This window comes from Nonomuraea sp. LPB2021202275-12-8 (genome assembly GCF_037044575.1).
Classification (GTDB): Bacteria; Actinomycetota; Actinomycetes; order Streptosporangiales; family Streptosporangiaceae; genus Nonomuraea.
In genome coordinates this window covers 1-17,341 of the sequence record NZ_JBAHWD010000066.1, presented here as the reverse complement: position 1 = coordinate 17,341, position 17,341 = coordinate 1, and the positions used below count along the sequence as shown (strand labels likewise).

General features: G+C 67.9%; 21 protein-coding genes and 1 pseudogene. 15 read left to right on the top strand and 7 right to left on the bottom strand.

Annotated elements, in window-relative coordinates; all coding sequences use genetic code 11:
- Positions 1-764: Tn3 family transposase (locus V5E28_RS47595; protein WP_336216932.1), on the top strand; the 764-nt coding region annotated here is incomplete at its 5' end.
- Between the two features lie 248 nt (positions 765-1,012).
- Here V5E28_RS47595 and V5E28_RS47590 read toward each other — a convergent pair.
- Positions 1,013-1,879, bottom strand: a complete 867-nt coding sequence (locus V5E28_RS47590) for a helix-turn-helix transcriptional regulator (RefSeq protein WP_336216931.1) — start codon at positions 1,877-1,879, stop codon at positions 1,013-1,015.
- 182 nt (positions 1,880-2,061) lie between these two features.
- Here V5E28_RS47590 and V5E28_RS47585 point away from each other — a divergent pair, with 182 nt between their 5' ends.
- Together V5E28_RS47585 and V5E28_RS47580 are read left to right on the top strand one after the other, a co-directional pair.
- A complete protein-coding gene (locus V5E28_RS47585; RefSeq protein WP_336216930.1) occupies positions 2,062-3,117 on the top strand; it encodes an aldo/keto reductase in 1,056 nt (351 codons plus the stop codon).
- A gap of 32 nt (positions 3,118-3,149) precedes the next feature.
- The gene (locus V5E28_RS47580; RefSeq protein WP_336216929.1) at positions 3,150-3,446 is read left to right on the top strand and encodes a putative quinol monooxygenase; all 297 of its coding nucleotides are present in this window, start codon (positions 3,150-3,152) and stop codon (positions 3,444-3,446) included.
- A 384-nt stretch (positions 3,447-3,830) separates the two neighbouring features.
- On the opposite strand, the gene V5E28_RS47575 is transcribed toward V5E28_RS47580, so the two are convergent.
- Positions 3,831-4,415: a recombinase family protein gene (locus tag V5E28_RS47575; RefSeq protein WP_336216928.1), complete on the bottom strand. Its 585-nt coding sequence runs from the start codon at positions 4,413-4,415 to the stop codon at positions 3,831-3,833.
- A 679-nt stretch (positions 4,416-5,094) separates the two neighbouring features.
- On the bottom strand, positions 5,095-6,336 hold the full coding sequence (locus V5E28_RS47570; RefSeq protein WP_336216927.1) for an MFS transporter: 1,242 nt from the start codon (positions 6,334-6,336) through the stop codon (positions 5,095-5,097).
- Between the two features lie 206 nt (positions 6,337-6,542).
- On the opposite strand from V5E28_RS47570, the gene V5E28_RS47565 reads away from it, so the two are divergent.
- Together V5E28_RS47565 and V5E28_RS47560 are read left to right on the top strand one after the other, a co-directional pair.
- Positions 6,543-6,710, top strand: coding sequence for a hypothetical protein (locus V5E28_RS47565; RefSeq protein WP_336216926.1), 168 nt, complete (start codon positions 6,543-6,545; stop codon positions 6,708-6,710).
- A 116-nt stretch (positions 6,711-6,826) separates the two neighbouring features.
- Complete coding sequence (locus V5E28_RS47560) at positions 6,827-8,182, top strand: FAD-binding oxidoreductase (protein ID WP_336216925.1); 1,356 nt, start codon at positions 6,827-6,829, stop codon at positions 8,180-8,182.
- A gap of 44 nt (positions 8,183-8,226) precedes the next feature.
- On the opposite strand, the gene pdxR is transcribed toward V5E28_RS47560, so the two are convergent.
- Positions 8,227-9,669 carry a MocR-like pyridoxine biosynthesis transcription factor PdxR gene (gene pdxR / locus V5E28_RS47555; RefSeq protein ID WP_336216924.1) on the bottom strand — a complete coding sequence of 481 codons (1,443 nt, stop codon included), beginning with the start codon at positions 9,667-9,669 and terminating at the stop codon, positions 8,227-8,229.
- A gap of 173 nt (positions 9,670-9,842) precedes the next feature.
- Here pdxR and V5E28_RS47550 point away from each other — a divergent pair, with 173 nt between their 5' ends.
- Together V5E28_RS47550 and V5E28_RS47545 are read left to right on the top strand one after the other, a co-directional pair.
- Positions 9,843-10,184: a hypothetical protein gene (locus V5E28_RS47550; RefSeq protein ID WP_336216923.1), complete on the top strand. Its 342-nt coding sequence runs from the start codon at positions 9,843-9,845 to the stop codon at positions 10,182-10,184.
- Entirely contained in the window at positions 10,178-11,014 is an 837-nt protein-coding gene (locus V5E28_RS47545) for an MBL fold metallo-hydrolase (protein WP_336216922.1), read from the top strand. The genes V5E28_RS47550 and V5E28_RS47545 overlap by 7 nt, the downstream gene beginning before the upstream one ends.
- 88 nt (positions 11,015-11,102) lie before the next feature.
- Here the strand turns inward: V5E28_RS47545 and V5E28_RS49960 are convergent, their stop codons facing one another.
- Complete coding sequence (locus V5E28_RS49960) at positions 11,103-11,192, bottom strand: hypothetical protein (RefSeq protein WP_442946001.1); 90 nt, start codon at positions 11,190-11,192, stop codon at positions 11,103-11,105.
- A 563-nt stretch (positions 11,193-11,755) separates the two neighbouring features.
- Between V5E28_RS49960 and V5E28_RS47540 the strand changes: the two genes are divergently transcribed.
- Genes V5E28_RS47540 through V5E28_RS47530 form a run of 3 tightly spaced genes read left to right on the top strand, consistent with a single transcriptional unit; the run spans position 11,756 to position 13,621 of the window.
- A complete protein-coding gene (locus tag V5E28_RS47540; RefSeq protein ID WP_336216921.1) occupies positions 11,756-12,199 on the top strand; it encodes a hypothetical protein in 444 nt (147 codons plus the stop codon).
- Positions 12,196-12,768: an RNA polymerase sigma factor gene (locus V5E28_RS47535; RefSeq protein ID WP_336216920.1), complete on the top strand. Its 573-nt coding sequence runs from the start codon at positions 12,196-12,198 to the stop codon at positions 12,766-12,768. The genes V5E28_RS47540 and V5E28_RS47535 overlap by 4 nt, the downstream gene beginning before the upstream one ends.
- Complete coding sequence (locus V5E28_RS47530) at positions 12,761-13,621, top strand: CU044_5270 family protein (RefSeq protein WP_336216919.1); 861 nt, start codon at positions 12,761-12,763, stop codon at positions 13,619-13,621. The genes V5E28_RS47535 and V5E28_RS47530 overlap by 8 nt, the downstream gene beginning before the upstream one ends.
- Positions 13,622-13,830: 209 nt before the next feature.
- On the opposite strand, the gene V5E28_RS47525 is transcribed toward V5E28_RS47530, so the two are convergent.
- On the bottom strand, positions 13,831-13,965 hold the full coding sequence (locus V5E28_RS47525) for a hypothetical protein (RefSeq protein WP_336216918.1): 135 nt from the start codon (positions 13,963-13,965) through the stop codon (positions 13,831-13,833).
- 166 nt (positions 13,966-14,131) lie between these two features.
- Here V5E28_RS47525 and V5E28_RS47520 point away from each other — a divergent pair, with 166 nt between their 5' ends.
- The 4 genes from V5E28_RS47520 to V5E28_RS47505 all read left to right on the top strand — a co-directional run bounded on the left by V5E28_RS47520 (position 14,132) and on the right by V5E28_RS47505 (position 16,137).
- Complete coding sequence (locus tag V5E28_RS47520; protein ID WP_336216917.1) at positions 14,132-14,494, top strand: DUF2089 domain-containing protein; 363 nt, start codon at positions 14,132-14,134, stop codon at positions 14,492-14,494.
- A complete protein-coding gene (locus V5E28_RS47515; protein ID WP_336216916.1) occupies positions 14,494-14,751 on the top strand; it encodes a hypothetical protein in 258 nt (85 codons plus the stop codon). Before V5E28_RS47520 ends, V5E28_RS47515 begins: the two co-directional genes overlap by 1 nt.
- 11 nt (positions 14,752-14,762) lie before the next feature.
- On the top strand, positions 14,763-15,185 hold the full coding sequence (locus tag V5E28_RS47510) for an SHOCT-like domain-containing protein (RefSeq protein ID WP_336216915.1): 423 nt from the start codon (positions 14,763-14,765) through the stop codon (positions 15,183-15,185).
- 154 nt (positions 15,186-15,339) lie between these two features.
- Positions 15,340-16,137 carry an alpha/beta fold hydrolase gene (locus V5E28_RS47505; protein ID WP_336216914.1) on the top strand — a complete coding sequence of 266 codons (798 nt, stop codon included), beginning with the start codon at positions 15,340-15,342 and terminating at the stop codon, positions 16,135-16,137.
- A 67-nt stretch (positions 16,138-16,204) separates the two neighbouring features.
- Here the strand turns inward: V5E28_RS47505 and V5E28_RS47500 are convergent.
- Positions 16,205-16,528: pseudogene (locus tag V5E28_RS47500) on the bottom strand (Tn3 family transposase); the annotation flags it as partial.
- A 453-nt stretch (positions 16,529-16,981) separates the two neighbouring features.
- Between V5E28_RS47500 and V5E28_RS49955 the strand changes: the two are divergent.
- Positions 16,982-17,263, top strand: a complete 282-nt coding sequence (locus tag V5E28_RS49955; protein ID WP_442945999.1) for a transposase — start codon at positions 16,982-16,984, stop codon at positions 17,261-17,263.
- The last annotated feature ends 78 nt before the right edge of the window (positions 17,264-17,341 follow it).

The following is a 17,341-nucleotide window of genomic DNA, read 5'->3' as shown; positions in this document are numbered from 1 at the left end:
CTGACACTGGATCCTATTCGGATCTGGTGTTTGGAATCGCGCATCTGCTGGGTGTTGACTATCGTCCGGCGCTGGCTGACCTGCCCGATCAGAAAGGGTGGCGCGCCGATAACGGGGCTGACTACGGCCCGTTGAACACTTTCGCCAGGGGGAAGTTGGACCTGGGCAAGGTGCGGCGGCACTGGGGGGAGATCCTCCGGTTGATCGCCACGATCTACACCAGCAAGGTCAGCGCGTCGGATGTGGTCAGAGCCCTGCAGCGGGACGGGCACCCCACCGCCCTCGGTGAGGCGATCGCGACCTACGGCCGCCTCTTCAAAGCCCTCCACATCCTGTCGATCATCGACAGCGAACCTTACCGGCGCGGCATCAAAGGCATGCGCAACCTCCAGGAAGGGCGCCACGCACTGGCCGAGAAGATATTTCACGGCCGCCGCCGCGAGGTGTTCCAGAGATACCGGGAAGGCATGGAGGACCAGCTGGGCGCGCTGGGCATTGTTTTGAATTGCGCGGTTCTCTGGAATACGGTCTATATTGACGCCGCGTTGAACACGTTACGCGCCCAGGGGTATCCCGTGCGGGATGAAGACGTCGCCCGCCTCAGTCCTTTCATGCGGAAACACATCAATGTCCACGGGAAATACTCCTTTACCACGGTGGATTCCGCCGACTCCGCCAAAGGCGCCGTCGCAACCCGGAAGTTGCGTGACCCCGACGCCCGCGACGAGGACGAGGAGGAGTTCGATGAGGACGACTCCTGGTAGACGCCCTCGGCACGAGGGAACACCCGGTACCGAAGTTATCTGGGGTTGTCGAGCGAACTAGCTGGTCAGCCGCTTGAAGGCCGTTAAGCCACGTGAGAACCGGTCCTCGTCGCGGCCCTTCGAGACGAGGTCCTTCCCGCTGTCCATCGTGCACCCGTTGGCGAGCTCCTGCGGTAGCCCGATCGCCTTGACTGTCAGCTTCGCGGCGATTTACGGAACCGCCGACGGGTGGCTGCAAGGCCGGGTCGTCAGCTCACGGTCAGGCTGCTCTGTTGGGCCCAGGTCGCCAGCAGGTGGAGCGCTGTCTGGGACGGGGATCCTTCCTCTGCCGTGTGGGCGATCAATGCCTGGTCGGGGTCGTCGGGGAGCCGGAGCGTCTCGAATCCGAGGTCGAGCCTGCCGACCACGGGGTGCTGGTAGACGTACCGTCCGTGGGTCTTGTCCTTGAGCCGGTGTTTCGCCCACACCTCGCGAAATTCCGGGCTGGCGGCCGACAGTTCGTCGATCAAGGCTGCCGTCCGCGTGTCCTCGGGGTGGCGTCCGGCATCGAGCCGGAGGTAGGCGGCCACGTCGCCGGCCTTGCCGCGCCAGTCGGCGTACAGGCTGCGCATGCCCTCGTCCAGGAACACCAGACGGGCCAGGTTGCGCTGCTGTGGCGGCAGCGCTGCGAAGTCGGTGATCAGTGCCGCGGCGAGGTGGTTCCAGGCCAGGACGTCGGTGTTGCGGCCGACGATGTAGGCCGGGACGTCGGCCGAGGAATCCAGCAGGCGGCGAAGACCCGGCCGTACGCGCTGCAGCGGGGGCTCGGCGTCGGCGCGGTCAGCCTCGGACCAGGGGCGGGCCAGGCGGTACAGATGGTCACGTTCGACGGCGTCCAGCCGCAGAGCGCGGGCGACCGCGTCCAGGACCGCCTCGGAGAAGTGCAGGGTACGGCCCTGCTCCAGCCGGACGTAGTGGTCCACGCTCACCCCGGCCAGCTGAGCCAGTTCCTCCCGCCGCAACCCGGGCACGCGCCTGCGGCCGCCGTAGTCGGGCAGGCCCAGCTCTTCGGGCCGCAGCCGGGCCCGACGCGATCGCAGGAATTCACCCAGTTCCGCACGTCTGTCCAATGCCATGTGACCAGTATCCCGGTCCCGGTTCCGCTGCCGCCCTCCGGAGCCTGGTCACGCCATGCCTAGGCAGCGGCGGGCACTGGGTCGGCCGCTTCCGCCAGACCACAGTGATGTGCGCCGGAACGGTTCCGGCGCCAGACACCCCAGAGGGTGCCTGGCCCTGATCTCACAGGGAGCACTGCGACATGAGCACCACTGACGTGCCGACCCGGCCGCTCGGCGCCACGGGCATGGGCATCACCCGTCTGGGCTTCGGCTCCTGGGCGGTGTCGGGATCCGGCTGGCGCTTCGGCTGGGGCGCCACCGACGACGCCCAGTCGATCGCCGCGATCCGCCACGCGGTTGCCTCCGGCGTCAACTGGATCGACACCGCCGCCGTCTATGGGCTCGGCCACTCCGAGGAACTGGTCGGCAAGGCCATCGCCGACCTGCCCGAGGCCGACCGCCCGTACATCTTCACCAAGGCCGGCCTGGTCTGGGACCCCGACGACCCGCAGGCCACGCCCCGCCGGATCATGAAGCCGGCCAGCGTCCGCCGCGAGATCGAGGACTCGCTGCACCGGCTGAACGTCGAGCGCATCGACCTGTACCAGGTGCACTGGCCCGACACCGGCGAGTCGCTGGAGTACGCCGGCGACGGCTACGGTGCCGTCTCGCCCAACGCCACGCCCCTGGAGGAGTACTGGCAGGTCATGGCCGACCTGAAGGCCGAGGGCAAGGTCCGCGCGATTGGGCTGTCCAACCACACCCCCGACCAGCTGCAGGCCGCTGAGCAGATCGCCCATGTCGACGTCATCCAACCGCCGTTCTCGGCCATCAACCGGTCCGCCGCGGCCGAGATCGCCTGGGCGCACGCTCACGGCACCGGCGTGATCGTCTACTCACCGCTCCAGTCGGGGCTGCTCACCGGCGCCTTCTCCGCCCAGCGAGCGGCTGGCCTGCCCGCCGACGACTGGCGCGCCGCCCACCAGGACTTCACCACGGGGCTGTCGGCCAATCTCCGGCTGGCCGACGCGCTGCGCCCGATCGCCGAACGGCACGGCACCACCGTGGCCGAAGTGGCCATCGCCTGGGCCCTGGCCTGGCCCGGCGTCACCGGAGCCATCGTCGGCGCCCGCAAGCCGGAGCAGGTCGACGGCTGGATCGCAGCCGGCGCGGTGCGCCTGGCGCCGGCAGACCTGGACGAGGTCGCCGCCGCGATCGCCGCCTCAGGCGCCGGTACCGGCCCTGCCCGGCCGTAGCCGCCTACCATCATGCAAGGAGAGCGAACGAGATGCCCCTCATCGTCCTGGCCGAGTGCCGGGCCGCGCCCGGCCAGGAAGACCGGCTCCGCACCGCCCTGGAGGCGATGATCGAACCGTCCCTGGACGAACCCGGCTGCCTGGCCTACCGCACCTATACCGACCCCAACCACCCCGCCAGCATGGTGGTGATCGAGGAATGGGCAACCCCCCGAGCCCTCATGGAACACTTCACCACCCCGCACTTCCGCCACGCACAGCAGGTTCTGGACCTCGTCCTCGCCGAGCCGATGACCCTGCGCAGGCTGGTGGCCGCCTCCGCTGGCTGATGAACCTGCTGCCGGGCACACCCCCAAGGGTGTGCCCGGTTAGTGGTGACACGGCCTCAAGCCCGAAGGCCGCTCGGTCGACGTCGAGCCCGGCGGTCCCGGCCTGCGCCAACCGGGTGGAGTCGGTCCGACGTCGCGGTGGTGCGGAGCGGGTCTTGGCAAGGCCGATGCGCCCGACCAGTCCACGCCGTGGCCTAGGCAGTACGACAAGTACAAAGCGATCCGGCCGGCGTAGGTCTTCTCGGTGTTGAACGCCCGGCCCGCCGCACGCAGCCCCCCGGCAGGTACGCGCACGCCTCGACATGCAACCCGAAATCCTCATTGACCACACCCACGACACCGACTCGTCGGCGGCCACCGCCCGCTCAGACTTTTCCCGCGGCGTCAGGATGTCTGCTGCACGGCCCGGTAGATGGTGCCACGGCCCACCCCCAGCGCCTTGGCGATCTCGGCCACGGTTGCGTCCTGCGCCGCGTAGCGTGATCGTGCCAGCGCGACCTGCTCGGCCGACAGCTTGGCGGGCCTGCCGCCGAGGCGGCCTCGGGTACGCGCGGCCGCCCGGCCCACCGCCGCCCGTTCGGCGATCAGCTCCCGCTCGAACTCCGCCAGTGCCGCGAAGATATGGAAGACCAGGCGGCCGGTGCTGGTGCTGGTGTCGATCCCCTCGTGCAGGCTGGCGAAGGCCACCCCGCGCTCGGCCAGCGCGTTGACGGTCTCCACCAGATGCCGCAGGGAACGGCCCAGCCGGTCCAACCGCCACACCACCAGCGTGTCCCCGGCCCGCAGATACTCCAGGCACCGCGTCAGCTCGGGCCGCTCAGTCAGCTTCCCCGACGCGGTGTCGGCGAAGAGTTTCTCGCAGCCCGCCGCATTCAGTGCGTCGGTCTGCCCGTCCAGGTTCTGCGACGCGCTGGAGATCCGGGCATAGCCGACCCGCTGGCCAGCAAAAGGATGTACAGGCAGGCTCATGACCCTCGATCATGCACCGAAACCCGGCTCTGCGACGGCCGTTTTACGACATTGATTCCGGACGGAGTTTCGGACGCTTCCGAGGGGTCGAGGCAATCCCCACACCCTGTATTTGATCTTGTCCGTTACCGAGGACTTCCGGACACGAAGATCACCATCACCAGGCGTCACCCACCAGCCGATCCACCCCGAAACCATGGTCACAGGTGAGCTGCGCCGGAACGGGAACGGACGCTAACGACCCCGCACGGGCCCCGTTCGGCCCCTGCCCTGGCCTGCGGGAAGGCGCTTACCGTACGAAACGGTTCCGTTGCAGGTCCACCCCCGAAGCCGAGGCCGAACGATCTTTACCTGAGACGACGGCCGGCCATCTTTGAGCGTGCCGAGAAGACGAGCTTGTCACCCAGGGACACGGTGTGAACGATCAACAGCCTCGGCATATGCATCGCGCTATCGTCACCTTTCGCACCAGTGCCAGCCCGATGGCGATCCCACTGAGCCCACTGTTCGCCAGCCAGTTCACTGCCCGGATCTGGCTGGGCCACTACCTCACCTACACCGCTGACAGGCTGGACTCGGATATCCCTCACAACGGACCTCATCGAACCGAAGGCCCACAGCCACACCCGGTTATGGTCGACGCTCGTCCGAGCTACCGGCGGATACGAGTCGCCGTCCCTCATCGCCGTGTTGAGCGTTCCGGACGACGGCGCCCACGTAGCAGCCGACCGCCGAGCAGCACCGCGCAAGATCCCACGGTCAACAGCCCGCCAGCGAGGAATGCGCCCCGCACATCGGCAAGCGGCAGGACCAGTGCCCCAAGCGCGGCACCCGCCGCGATGCCGGCGTTGTAGGCACCGGAGTTCGCTGCGAGGGCGATGTCCGTGCGGCCTGGTGCGTAGTGCAGCATCGCGTTCTGCGTGGCCATGAACACCGGCCCGAGTGCACCGCCGATCAGCACCAGGAACACCACCGCCACCACCGGATGAGCGCCGAACGCGTACAGGCCGAGCATCCCCACCGCCTGCGTGGCCACGGCGGTGGTCAGCGCGGCCTGCGGAAAGCGGTCCAGAAACGCCCCGGTGATGCTCACTCCGACCAGACACGCGGCACCGAAAACCACTAACAAGGCGCTAACCGTGCTCGGGGAGAACCCGCTCACCTCGCCCAAGAACGTCACGATGTAGGTGTATCCCGTGAACGCCCCGGTGGAGGACAAGGTCCCGGCCGCCAGCACAATCCAGAACCGCCGCGCGTCGGGACTGGTCGCGTAGGCGGCGGGCTCTTCTTCCGGACGCGAAGTCGGCAGCAAAACGGCGATCGTCACCAAAGAGACAAGTCCCAGAACCGCCAGCATGGCGATGGGCATCTGCCAGTTGCTCTGCTGGCCCAGCCAGGTCCCAGCGGGAACACCGACCACGAGGGCGAGCGAACCAGCGACGGACAGCGCCCCGACCACCCTGCCCCGGACCTTGGGCGCGAACAGGCCCACCGCGACCGGCCCCATCACGGCCCAGAACAGCGCCTGGGCGAGCGCGGTCAGCAACCGCGCCACGAAGAGCATCCAGTAGGAGGTGGCCAGCGCCGCAATCAGACTGGACACCACGAGCGCGGTCAGCAGCCCTGCGAGCACATATCGCCGAGGCGCGGACCGCACGACGTGGGCTATCGGCACAGATGCGATGGCCACCGTCACGCCGTAACCGGTGACCAGGAGACCGACCGCTGACAGGGGCACCTGTAGATCTTCGGAAATAAGCACCAGGAGACCGACCGGCAGGTTCTCCGCGGTGTTGAAGGTGAGGGCGGCCAGCATCAGGGCGCCGAGCACCGCCAGCCGGTGCCATGGAGCCGGTCGGAGCGTGATCTTACGGTCTCTTTCCGTCCTCGCCTGTTGCACCCGCTCAATGACACCGTCCATGCAGGCACCCCACCAGGCTCACCCGCACCGCCGCAACCGGATTCATCCGCGGAACTCTCGCCACAAGCATCAGACGGGGAGTTCGCATCTCCTGCGATTAGCGACGGTTTGAGCCTCAGAGACGACCTCTGAGCGCTACTACTTCTCACCGGCTTTTCTCCACCGCATCGGCCTAGAACCGGCACCACGTCGCCTTCGGCTACGGCGTGCACCAGTACCTCGGGCAGAACCTCGCCCGGGCGGAGCTGGAGATCGTGTTGTCCAGCCTGTTCAGGCGCATCCCCACCCTGCGGATCGCCGTGCCGGTGGACGAGCTGCCCTACAAGCACGGCAATCTCGCGTACGGCATCCACGAGCTGCCCGTCACCTGGTAGGTGGAGCATACGGATCACCGCCGTCTGCAGATCCTCGGCCCACCCTGAATTGGTTCTCAATTTGCCTACAAAATCGGCCCTTATCGCGTGTACCGATTCCTGCCAGGCTGAGTGGCATGACAACGACAGCGACCCGCTTCGACGGCCTGCTCCTCACGCCTGGCGACGCCGGCTACGACACCGCCCGTACCGTCTGGAACGCCATGGTCGACCGGCGTCCACGCATGATCGTCCGCGCGGCGGGCGTCGCCGACGTGGTCGCCGCCGTGCGGATGGCCCGCGAAATGGACCTGGAGATCGGCGTGCGCTGCGGCGGCCACAACGCCGCCGGCTTCGCCGTACCCGACGGTGGTCTCATGATCGACCTGACGCCCATGGGTGGCGTGCGGATCGACCCGGCCCGTCGCCGGGCCCGGGTGCAGGGCGGCGCGCTGCTCGGCGCGCTGGACCGAGCGTCCCAGGTGTACGGCCTGGCCACCACCGCCGGCAACGTCTCCCACACCGGCGTCGGCGGGCTCACCCTCGGCGGCGGCATGGGCTGGCTGGCCCGCCAGTACGGCCTGGCCTGCGACAACGTCGTCTCCTACACGATGGTCACCGCCGAGGGGGACGTGGTGACCGCGAGCCGCACCGTCAACCGCGACCTGTTCTGGGGCCTGCGCGGCGGTGGCGGCAACTTCGGCATCGTCACCGAGTTCGAGTTCCAGCTGCATCACACCGGCACGCGAACTCTGGTCGCCGAGTTCGACTTCCGCGCCGAGGACGCCGTCCCGGCCATCGAGGGCTGGCGCGACCTGAACGCCGTCGCGCCCCGGCAGGCGACGTTCACCGCCAGTGTCGGCAGCGGTCCTGCCGGCCCGATCGCCACGCTGGGGTTCGTGTGGGTCGGCGACCCCACCGAGGGCCGCCGGCTGCTCCCCGCGATGCGGGCGCTCGGACGCCCCGTCACCTCGCGTGTCACCACACCGTCCTACCTCGAACTCCAGCAACGCGACGACTCCACCGGCGGCCACGCCTACCGCCGCTATTCCAAGGGGCACTACCTGCGGCGATTCCCCACCGCGGCGATCGAGGCGTTCCTGCTGCGCGGCGGCACCGACCTGAGCGCCAACCCGTACCTGCCGGGCGTCGGCCTGCAGGCGCACGGCGGCGCGATCGCCGATGTCCCGGAAGCCGACGCGGCGTTCAGCCACCGCGGCACGATGTTCGAGTTTGGTGCCGGCACCCGCTGGACCGACCCGGCGGAGGACGACGCCAGGATGGGTGCCGCCCGCGCCGCCGGTGCGTCCCTCGAGCCGTACGCGAGTGGGGTGTACGTCAACTCGTTGACGGCCGACGAGCTGGCAGATGGGCAGCGCGGCGTACGGCGGGCGTACTCGGCCGCGAAGCTGGCCCGGCTGACCGCACTGAAGACCGCCTACGACCAGGCCAACGTGTTCCACCTGAACCAGAACATCCGCCCGGCACACTGATGCGCATGTCCTGGATGTGCCGCCGGCGGAGCGGCTGCGCGGGATCAGGGCCGCCGTACCTCCCGGATGGCCGCCGCCAGCAGCGCGACCCCCTCGGCGATGGCGCTCTCGCCGAGGATGGCGTAGCCGAAGATGAGGCCGCCCGGTCCGGTGCCGGCGATCCGGTACGGGCCGACGCCGTGGATGCCGAGCCCGTGCCGGGCGGCGGCCGTCACCACCGCCGCCTCATCGAGGTCGAGCGGGAGCCAGGCGACCACATGCTGCCCGGCGGCGACCCCGGCCGGTTCCAGATCGGGCAGGTGAGTGCGCAGGGCGTCCAGCAGCGCGTCGCGGCGGCGGCGATACACCGGACGCATCCGGCGCAGATGGCGGTCGAACTCGCCACGCGCGAGAAAGTCGGCGAACGTCAACTGGTCGATGACCGGCGAACCGCGGTCGGCGAGCACCTTCGCCTCGGCGACGTCGGCGACCAGTTGGGGAGGCACGACCAGCCAGCCGAGCCGCAACCCCGGCGCGAGCGTCTTGCTGGCCGTACCGCAGTAGACGACATGATCGGGCGCCAGGCCCTGCATGGCGCCCACCGGCGACCGGTCATAGCGGTACTCCGCGTCGTAATCGTCCTCGACCACGATCGCACCGCGGCGCTTCGCCCAGCGGATCACCTCGGCCCGCGCCGCAGCCGACAGCACTCCCCCGGTGGGCCACTGGTGCGACGGCGTGAGCACGACCGCATCGGCCTCAGCCCGATGGAGCGCATCGACCTGAACGCCGTCCGGACCCACCGGGATGCCGACCACGTCCAGACCGGCGGCGACGGCCAGCACTCGGGCGTCGTCGCTGGACGACGGGTCTTCCAGGGCGATCCGCCTGGCGCCGTGACGTACGAGCACTTGGATCAGCAGCGAGATGCCCTGCGCATAGCCGTTGCAGATCACCACGTTGCCGGGGACGGACGATGTGCCGCGCACCCGGTTGAGGTAGTCGCACAGGGCCCCGCGCAGTTCCGGCACGCCACGCCCGTCGAGGTAGGCGAACCGGTCGTTGGGCGTGGTGGTGAGCACGGTACGAACCGAGCGCAGCCAGGCGGCCCGCGGGAACTGCGACACGTCGGTGCGCCCGTATCCGAAGTCGACCCTGAAGTCGGCTCTGCGCGCAGCTGGCTGCGCCATCGAAGCCGCAGAGCCCGCGCCGGCGGCAGTGGCGGTGGCGGCTGGTGGCATCGACGCGGCGACCTGGGTGTAACCGCCCGATCGGCTGACGAGGTAGCCCTCGGCCACGAGCTGCTGGTAGGCCTCCACGACCACCCCGCGGGAAACCCCGAGGCCGGCCGCGAGGGTGCGGGTGGGCGGCAGCGACGCGCCCGATCGCAGCCGACCGGCCCGGATGCCGGCGCGGATGGACGCCTCGATCTGCCGGTGCAGCGGCACCCTGGCGTCGCGGTCCAGCTCGATGAGCAGGTCCTCGGCCGGCCCCGAATTGGTCCTCAATAGCCCCACAGAATCGGACCTTACCGGCGTGTACCAATTCCTGCCAGGCTGAGTGACCTGCCGGGTTCCTCGGTGGCGAACCATCCAGATGAGCTCCTGGCCGGAGGCACGGGGATCGGAGCCATCTCTCTTCGACAAGTCACAAACCGCAAGCAGATCGCAGGAGGCGACGCATGAACGACACCGAGCCGCAGACCGCAGACGGGAAGGTGCTCTGGCACTTCACGATGTCCCTGGACGGATTCGTGGCCGGGCCGAACCACTCCATGGACTGGATGACCGGGATGTCAGCCCGTCCGGGCCTGGAAGACGAGTACATCAAGACCACCGGCGCCGTGCTGGGAGGTCGAGACGGCTGGGACGTCGACAATGACTGCACCCACCCGGCAATCCTCGGCTTCGGCAGGCCGCTGTTCGACGACTACGACGTGCCGATCGAGCTCGCCCTGCTCGCGCAGGGCGTCACGATGCATCGCTACGCCACCCGGGACGCAAAGGAGGCGAGCTCGTGCTGACGCAGGTCGCGGAGGGTGTGCTGGTCCACGAGAGCGAGTTCGTCCAGAGCAACGCCGTTGTCGTGCACGGCCGGGCTGGCGTGTTGCTCATCGACCCCGGGGTGCAGGGCCGCGAAATGGTCTGCCTCGCGAACGACCTGTCCGATTCGGGCCAGACCGTTGTGGCAGGCTTCTCGACGCATCCGGATTGGGATCACCTACTCTGGCACGCCCAGCTCGGCGCGGCCCCTCGTTACGGCACGGCCCGGTGCGCGGCCACTGTCCGGGATCAGCTGTCCGGCCCGGGTGCGAAGGCCCGCATCGCCGACCACCTGCTCGAGACGGAAATCGCCGGGCAGGTCCCGCTGGACCTGCTCGGCCTCATCATCGGCCTGCCCGCCGAGACGGCGCAGATTCCATGGGACGGCCCTCAAGTCCGGATCATCGAGCATCAAGCGCATGCTCCGGGCCATGCGGCGCTGTTCATTGAAGAACGCGGCGTTCTCGTCGCCGGCGACATGCTCTCTGATGTCTTGGTTCCGATGCTCGACTTGGACGGCACCGCTGACCCGATTGAGGACTACCTCGCAGCGCTGCGGCTGCTGGAGGGTGTGGCGGGCGACGTCGATGTCGTCGTCCCTGGCCACGGGTCAGTCGGCGGAGCTGATCAGGCACACGCACGGATCGAGCGGGATCGGGCGTACGTGCTCGCCTTGCGTGAGGGCCATGTTCCCAGTGACCCGCGGGTCGGCCCATCGGCTAAGCCGGGCTGGGAGTGGGTAAGCGATGTGCACAACGGGCAACTCCAGAGCCTTGCCCGAAGAAGCGAGCACGACGGTACGCCCCGCTAGCGATCGGCGTGCGACACAGCCAGTACGCGCGGGTCCCCGGTCGGGATCCGGGGCAGCGGCACGACGTTCTCCAGGGTGGTCGGGCTGGTCAGCACGGGTTGCCCTCTACGGCGGCGAGCTGGGCTTCTGCGAGGGTCTTGTGGACGACGCCGACGGAGACCTTCACTCCGGCGGCGATGGTGCGGATGGATTCGCCGCGCTTGCGGCGGTCGAGGATCCCGGCGCGTATGTCGTCGTCGACGGGGCGGCCGCGTGCGCGGGCGGCGTCCAGACCGTTCTTGGTCTTGCGGATCGCGGCGCCGGTCCTCGGCCAGGGCGAGCGCCAGGTCGAGGATCAGGGAGCGTTCGGTGTGCTCACCGGCCCGCCCAGATTGAGACGAAGCCGGTGCACAAGCCGGGCCAACGGCCCTGCTCCACGCACGGGCCGCGCAACCGGTGCACGGCGCCGTGTCCATCGCTTCACCCGGTGTCTTCCCGGCGTCCCAGCCCAACGCCGGATCAAGGGACGAGCTGGACCCACGACCTCCTCGTCGCCTTCATCCAAGCCAAGACGGGCGATGCCGCACTCAACGAGGAAGAACTGGTAGCAACGTTGTTGCCGGGAACGGTTCGGGCGACATCGGCGAAGGGAGATGACAGACGACCTGAAAGAGGGGGTTGGTATGACTATCGGGAAACCTGGGGACCAGCCGGCCAGGCCGAACCTTGAAATCAGCCATCCCCGACTCGACCCGCCTCCGCATGCTCGCAGCCCTGCCTCTGGTGGTCATCCCACCTGCGGTCAACCTCACTGATGGCTTGCGTCCCCTGTGGACTCATGCGCTGCCGAGCGCCGTGATCCACGTGCTGGCTCGCGCCTGGCTTCTCGATCTCGAATTGATCTTCGATATCCTGGCGGCGAGCGGGATCTTGGGCGTGCTGGCCATCGTGATCGCAGCTGGCGGCGCAAGGCGTCTGGCGGCCGCGCTACTGGCGCTGATCGCCCTGATGAGCCTCGCCGTGTCGCTGACACCGGCTCCGACTTCGGCCCTCTGGTACGGCATCGCCTACCTGCCCGCCGCTGCCCTCGTCTCCTCCAGCACCGCGAAATCAGCCGGCAGGGCCGTACCTGGAAAGCGGGAAAGGCCGATGCGTGTGCGGCGAATAGAGGGTGACAGCCAACCGCAGGAGGATGACCAAACTTGACGACCGAGACACACGGGCGAGCGGGCGACGATGAGCTCGTTGCCCGCTTCCGGTTGGACGCGGAGGAGTTCACGGCCGTCTACGACCGTTACTTCCGCGACGTCTACCTGTACGCGTCCGGCCGGCTGGATACGCAGGCAGGGGAGGACATCGCGGCGGAAACCTTCTTCCTGGCCTTTCGTGATCGCGCGCGCTTTGACACCGCCCGCGGAGGGCTGCGGCCGTGGCTGTTCGGCATCGCCACGAACCTGATCGCTCGTCACCGGCGCAAAGAGGCACGCCACTATCGGGCGCTGGCCACGACAGGTCTTGAACCACCCGACGGCAGCCACGAGGCTCACGTGGTCGACTCGGTGGCCGCCCAGCACCTGAGACCTGCTCTGGCGAGGGCCTTGGCCGCGCTCAACCGGGGCGAGCGTGACGTCGTGCTGCTGGTCAGTCTGGCCGACCTGACGCACCAAGAAGTCGCCGAAGCGCTTGGTATCTCCTACGGCACTGTCGGTTCCCGGCTTAGCCGCGCCCGCAAGAAGATCCACAAGACGATGGCACAGGAGGACAGTCATGAATGACCTGCACGAAATTCGGACATTGCTCGCCAAGCCGGACCCGTCGCCCGACGTGGTCGCTCGGCGTCGGCAGGAGCTTCGCCGCAGCATGCGCCGCCGTACCCCCAGGCTCGGACTCCGATGGGTACTGCTACCTGCGGCCGCCGCGGCCGTTGCGGCCGCTCTGGTGATCGTTCCCGGCTACGTCGGGAACTCCCCTTCGGACTCTGGCGCGCGAGAGGTCCTTCTCGTCGCGGCCACCACTGCGGAACGCGCCCCCGAGGGATCAGGGACGTACTGGCATGTCACCATCACCCGGAAGGGCGCACCGCAGCAGGAGTACTGGTACAAGAAGAACGGCCAGTTCTGGCTGAAGGGGAAAGGGCTCAAGGGCGAAGGCAAGCTGACACAGTTCCCCGTCGAGCCTCAGCCGTTCGCCATAGGGCCTCTGCGGATGACCTTCGAGATGCTGCGGCACCTTCCCACCGACGAGGGCGGCCTGTACGAGAAGCTGAAGTCGGCGGTCGCAGACGGCGATCTGCGCACCAGCGCCGGCCAGCTGACCGATGAACAGCAGGAGGGCGCCACCATGGCAACCCTCCTGTCACTGATCAGCGAGGCCCCGGTCTCACCCGAGGTCCGCGCCGCCGCCTACCGGGTACTCGCCGCCCGGGCTGATGTCCAGGACCTCGGCGAAGCCGACGGCGGACGGCGGCTCCAAGTGCCGGTGCTCAACGGTCAGGAAACGCTCATCATCGACCCCGAAACTGGACAGCTCAGGAACACCTCCATCTGGGCGCCGCTCACTGGAGGCATCGCGCACTCCGCCGCCCCCGCCACGATCGCCACTGAATGGACCGACCACCTGCCCGACTGACCCGCCAGCCCTGGCAGGGGCTCTGGTGCCAGTACCGACACCTTGGACCGCCTTCTGGTGTAGGTGCCGCTGCATCTGTCCCACAAGGCTGACCGGGGCCGCTTGGGGTCCAGAACTCCTATAGCAACGGCGAGCCGCCACCCGGCTGGTTGCCTGGCTCGGGTGTGGTGTCGAGAATCGATCTAATCCCGACAGGCCAGCCTGCCGGGTCAGCCCGCGGGGGCGAGGCGAGCGATGACGCTGCAGGCGATGTTGTGGTCGGAATCGGCGGCCACTTCATATCCGGCGGCGGTGAGGACCTGGGTGAGGGCTTGCAGTTCGGCATCCAGGTCGACGCCGAGCATGTGGCGACCAGCGAGACGTAGAAGTCGCCGTCCGCGCAGCCCGCCCACCGACCCCTCCGGCCGTAGTTGTCAACCCTCGCGCGATTTGGTCGAGATCAAACGGGCTAGCTTAAGAAAATTAAGATCGATCTTGAAATAGTGAAAGTTCGTCGGGTATATCTTTGGTATGGATTGGCAGGAACTTACAAACCTGACCCGGGGTCAGCCGTTCGTCGTCGAGCGGGTGCGCCTGGCAGGCAGCAGCGTCGCGATCGAGGGCGACTTCGAGCTACCGCAACTGGCTCAGCTCAAAGTCGAGGATCAGGTCTTCATCACGGCGTTCGTACGGTGCCACGGCTCCATTAAGGAGATGGAACGCATCTTCGGGGTGAGCTATCCGACGATCAAGGCGCGGCTGAACCGGATCACACAGATGCTTGACTTCGTCGAGACCGATCCGGCGCCGTCGCGGGCCGACATCATCGAGCGGTTGCGCCGTGGCGAGATCACCGCACAGCAGGCCCTGTCCGAGTTGGAAGGGCCCGCGTGATGCCGCAGTTGGTGACCGTACGGGTCAAACGCCCAGACCACCGTGCCATCCGGATCTGGGTGCCGGTCCTGCCCGTGGTGCTCGTCCTTTCACCGGTCATGGTCCTAGCCGTTCTGGGTGCGGCCGTGGCCTGCCTCGTGTTCAGCATCAGCTTGGTGCGCGCGCTCGGCACCGGCTGGCGCATCGTCTCGGCGCTGCCCGGCACCCGGGTCGACGTCGAATACAGCCGTACGGCGGTGCTCGTATCCATCAAGTAGGAGAGGTTTCGATGAACGAACAGCGCAAGGACGTCCTCGACATGCTGGTCGAGGGCAAGATCACTGCAGAGGAGGCGGAGCGGCTCCTCGTCGCGCTCGAACGAGACCAGTCGCCGGCGGCTTCGCGCCTCGAGCCCCGGCCGAAAGGCAGGGCGAAGTACCTGCGGCTGGTGATGGAGTTCCTCGAGGACGGTGAGTCAGGGCGGCTCAACGTGCGGGTGCCGCTGCAACTGCTGCGAGCCGGTGTACAGCTCGTCGCCCTGATCCCGCCGCGGGCGCTGGATCGGGCCAACGCCGAGCTGGTCAAGGCGGGCGTGCCGATCGACCTGACCCAGCTCAAGCCCGCACAGCTCGAGGCGCTCGTGGAGCACCTCGACGAGACGATCGTGGAAATGGAGGCGCCCGATGGCCACCTGCGTGTCTTCTGCGAGTAACGGGAAACCATGACCAGCCAGATCCACCTGGACCGGCATGGTGCCGGTCGATGACACCGCGCTGTACGTGCGCGACACCGGCGGGCCCGGCCATCCGATGGTCTACCTCAACGGCGCGCCACCGTTCGCGATTCACTTCTGAGAAAGGGAGACCATGACCATCACGCGATCCCCCTGGACCGGCATGGTCCCAGTGGACGATACGGCCTTAGCCGTCACCGACACCGACGGCGACGGTGTCCCAGTGATCTACCTCAACGGCCACGCCGCCGTTCAGCGGCAATGGCGGCGGGTCCTTGCCGAGTTGGGGACGGAGTGGCGGCATATCACCTATGACATGCGGGGGCGTGGTAAGTCGAAGCGTTCGGCGGATTATTCGTTCGAGACGAACATCCGAGATGTCGATGCTGTCCTCGCAGCCCGGGGTGTGGCCCGGGCGGTGGTGGTGGGCTGGTCCTATGGAGCGTTTGTCGCGGCGCACTGGGCCAGTCGGAATCCGGCCCGTACCGTGGGCGCGGTCTTGGTGGAGGGCGCGCAGCCCTACGACTGGTTCGACGAGTCCATGGAACCAGGGATGCGCAAGATATGGAAGCGGATCTGGTGGCCCATGCAGCTGCTGCGCCCGTTCGGTATGGCTCCACGGATGACCGGCGACCAGCTGGCAGACAGCAACATCGAGGTCGGCAAGATCGCCCGCGAGCGTGACCTGGGCCCCGTGCTGGACAGCATCACCGTCCCGGCGCGCTACGTGGTCGCTTCTGGGGAGTCCTTCGGAAGCCAGGGCGGGCACGAACGGATACGCGCCAGCCTCCCTGCGGTGACTGCCCGCAATCCGAACATCCAAATCAGCGCGAAAGTCGCCAGCAACCACGGTTCGATCCTGCGTAAGGACTATCGCGCCATCGCCGAGGCCGTACGTGAGGTCGCCGCCTTCGACCACGAGGGGAACTGAAGACGCCGCCGTCACGGTGAATCCCGCACGGGAGAATCCTGATAGCCGTCGGCGCAAAGCCAGAGGTCTACACGCCCTCTCCCTCCGCCGTCTCCCCGCCGTCGGGCAGGTCGGGGATTTCGCCGAGCTGGCGCAGGCCTTCGGCCGGTGCGGAGGAGGAGATGGCATAGCGGCCTAGGACGTTGAGGTGGGCGTGGCCGAGTGGGCTGAGCCGGGCGGCATCCTCATCCTTGACCGGCACGCCCTGCGCCCGCAACTGGTCGACGGCGGCCGACAGATACTTCGAATTCCACAGCGCGACCGCATTGACGACCAGCCCCAACGCGGCCAGTTGATCTTCTTGTCCTTCACGGTAGGCCTGACGGATTCGGGCGGCATCCGCGTTTCCATGCTGTCCGGCCAGCACCAAGCTAAGAGGGGAGGTGCCCGGCAGAGTGACGTAGGGAGCATAGGTGTCGTCGTCGTCGAGGAATCCGCGCAGCCGGTCAACGATCTCCTCGACCGAGGCTGCAGCCCGTGCTGGCTGCGGCAGGGTGGGCGTCATCAGTTGATAGAGGACGCTGAGGGTGAAGAACAGGGTGACGGCCGCGGGCCGCGATACGCGGCACCCGAAGCCTGGCAAGATCCACAATCATACGACGCAGATGATCCCGCCGAGGTTGACCCGGACGAACCCGCGTTACGGGCGCCACGTAGCGGTGAAGATACCGCGCCATCTAATACCGAAGGTCACACCGGTTCAGGATGGCACGGCGCGGGCGGCTGCCGCAGTAACCCTGAGGTGCCTAGCAGATTCCGGACAGTCGGCTACATAAGCTGACAGAAGTCTGGAAGAGGTAGGTACGTGACGAGGCGTCGCAGGCAGTTCTCACACGAGTTCAAGGAAGAAGCCATCCGCATGGTGCTGGAGGGCGATCGGACGGTCGCGTCGGTGGCGCGGGAGTTCGGGATCAACGCCAGCACTCTGGGCACCTGGGTGAACCGGCACCGGATCGTGCATGGCGAGGCCGAGCAGCCGGTCTCCGGGCCGGACCGGGCGCGGGTCCGGGAGTTGGAGCGGGAGAATGCCGATGATCCAGGACACCCTGGCTCTGCCGGAGTGGGAGGACGTCCTCACCGACGCTGACCGGCGCGGGCTCACCCCGCTGTTCCACACCACCATGACCCCTACGATGAGATCCAGCTGCGGACCGACCGCCGCCTG

Coding starts and splice junctions, on each gene's coding strand:
- V5E28_RS47590 (WP_336216931.1), bottom strand. CDS start 1,879: ATGGCATTGGACAGACGTGCGGAACTGGGTGAATTCCTGCGATCGCGT.
- V5E28_RS47585 (WP_336216930.1), top strand. CDS start 2,062: ATGAGCACCACTGACGTGCCGACCCGGCCGCTCGGCGCCACGGGCATG.
- V5E28_RS47580 (WP_336216929.1), top strand. CDS start 3,150: ATGCCCCTCATCGTCCTGGCCGAGTGCCGGGCCGCGCCCGGCCAGGAA.
- V5E28_RS47575 (WP_336216928.1), bottom strand. CDS start 4,415: ATGAGCCTGCCTGTACATCCTTTTGCTGGCCAGCGGGTCGGCTATGCC.
- V5E28_RS47570 (WP_336216927.1), bottom strand. CDS start 6,336: ATGGACGGTGTCATTGAGCGGGTGCAACAGGCGAGGACGGAAAGAGAC.
- V5E28_RS47560 (WP_336216925.1), top strand. CDS start 6,827: ATGACAACGACAGCGACCCGCTTCGACGGCCTGCTCCTCACGCCTGGC.
- V5E28_RS47550 (WP_336216923.1), top strand. CDS start 9,843: ATGAACGACACCGAGCCGCAGACCGCAGACGGGAAGGTGCTCTGGCAC.
- V5E28_RS47540 (WP_336216921.1), top strand. CDS start 11,756: ATGCTCGCAGCCCTGCCTCTGGTGGTCATCCCACCTGCGGTCAACCTC.
- V5E28_RS47530 (WP_336216919.1), top strand. CDS start 12,761: ATGAATGACCTGCACGAAATTCGGACATTGCTCGCCAAGCCGGACCCG.
- V5E28_RS47525 (WP_336216918.1), bottom strand. CDS start 13,965: ATGCTCGGCGTCGACCTGGATGCCGAACTGCAAGCCCTCACCCAGGTC.
- V5E28_RS47520 (WP_336216917.1), top strand. CDS start 14,132: ATGGATTGGCAGGAACTTACAAACCTGACCCGGGGTCAGCCGTTCGTC.
- V5E28_RS47515 (WP_336216916.1), top strand. CDS start 14,494: ATGCCGCAGTTGGTGACCGTACGGGTCAAACGCCCAGACCACCGTGCC.
- V5E28_RS47510 (WP_336216915.1), top strand. CDS start 14,763: ATGAACGAACAGCGCAAGGACGTCCTCGACATGCTGGTCGAGGGCAAG.
- V5E28_RS47505 (WP_336216914.1), top strand. CDS start 15,340: ATGACCATCACGCGATCCCCCTGGACCGGCATGGTCCCAGTGGACGAT.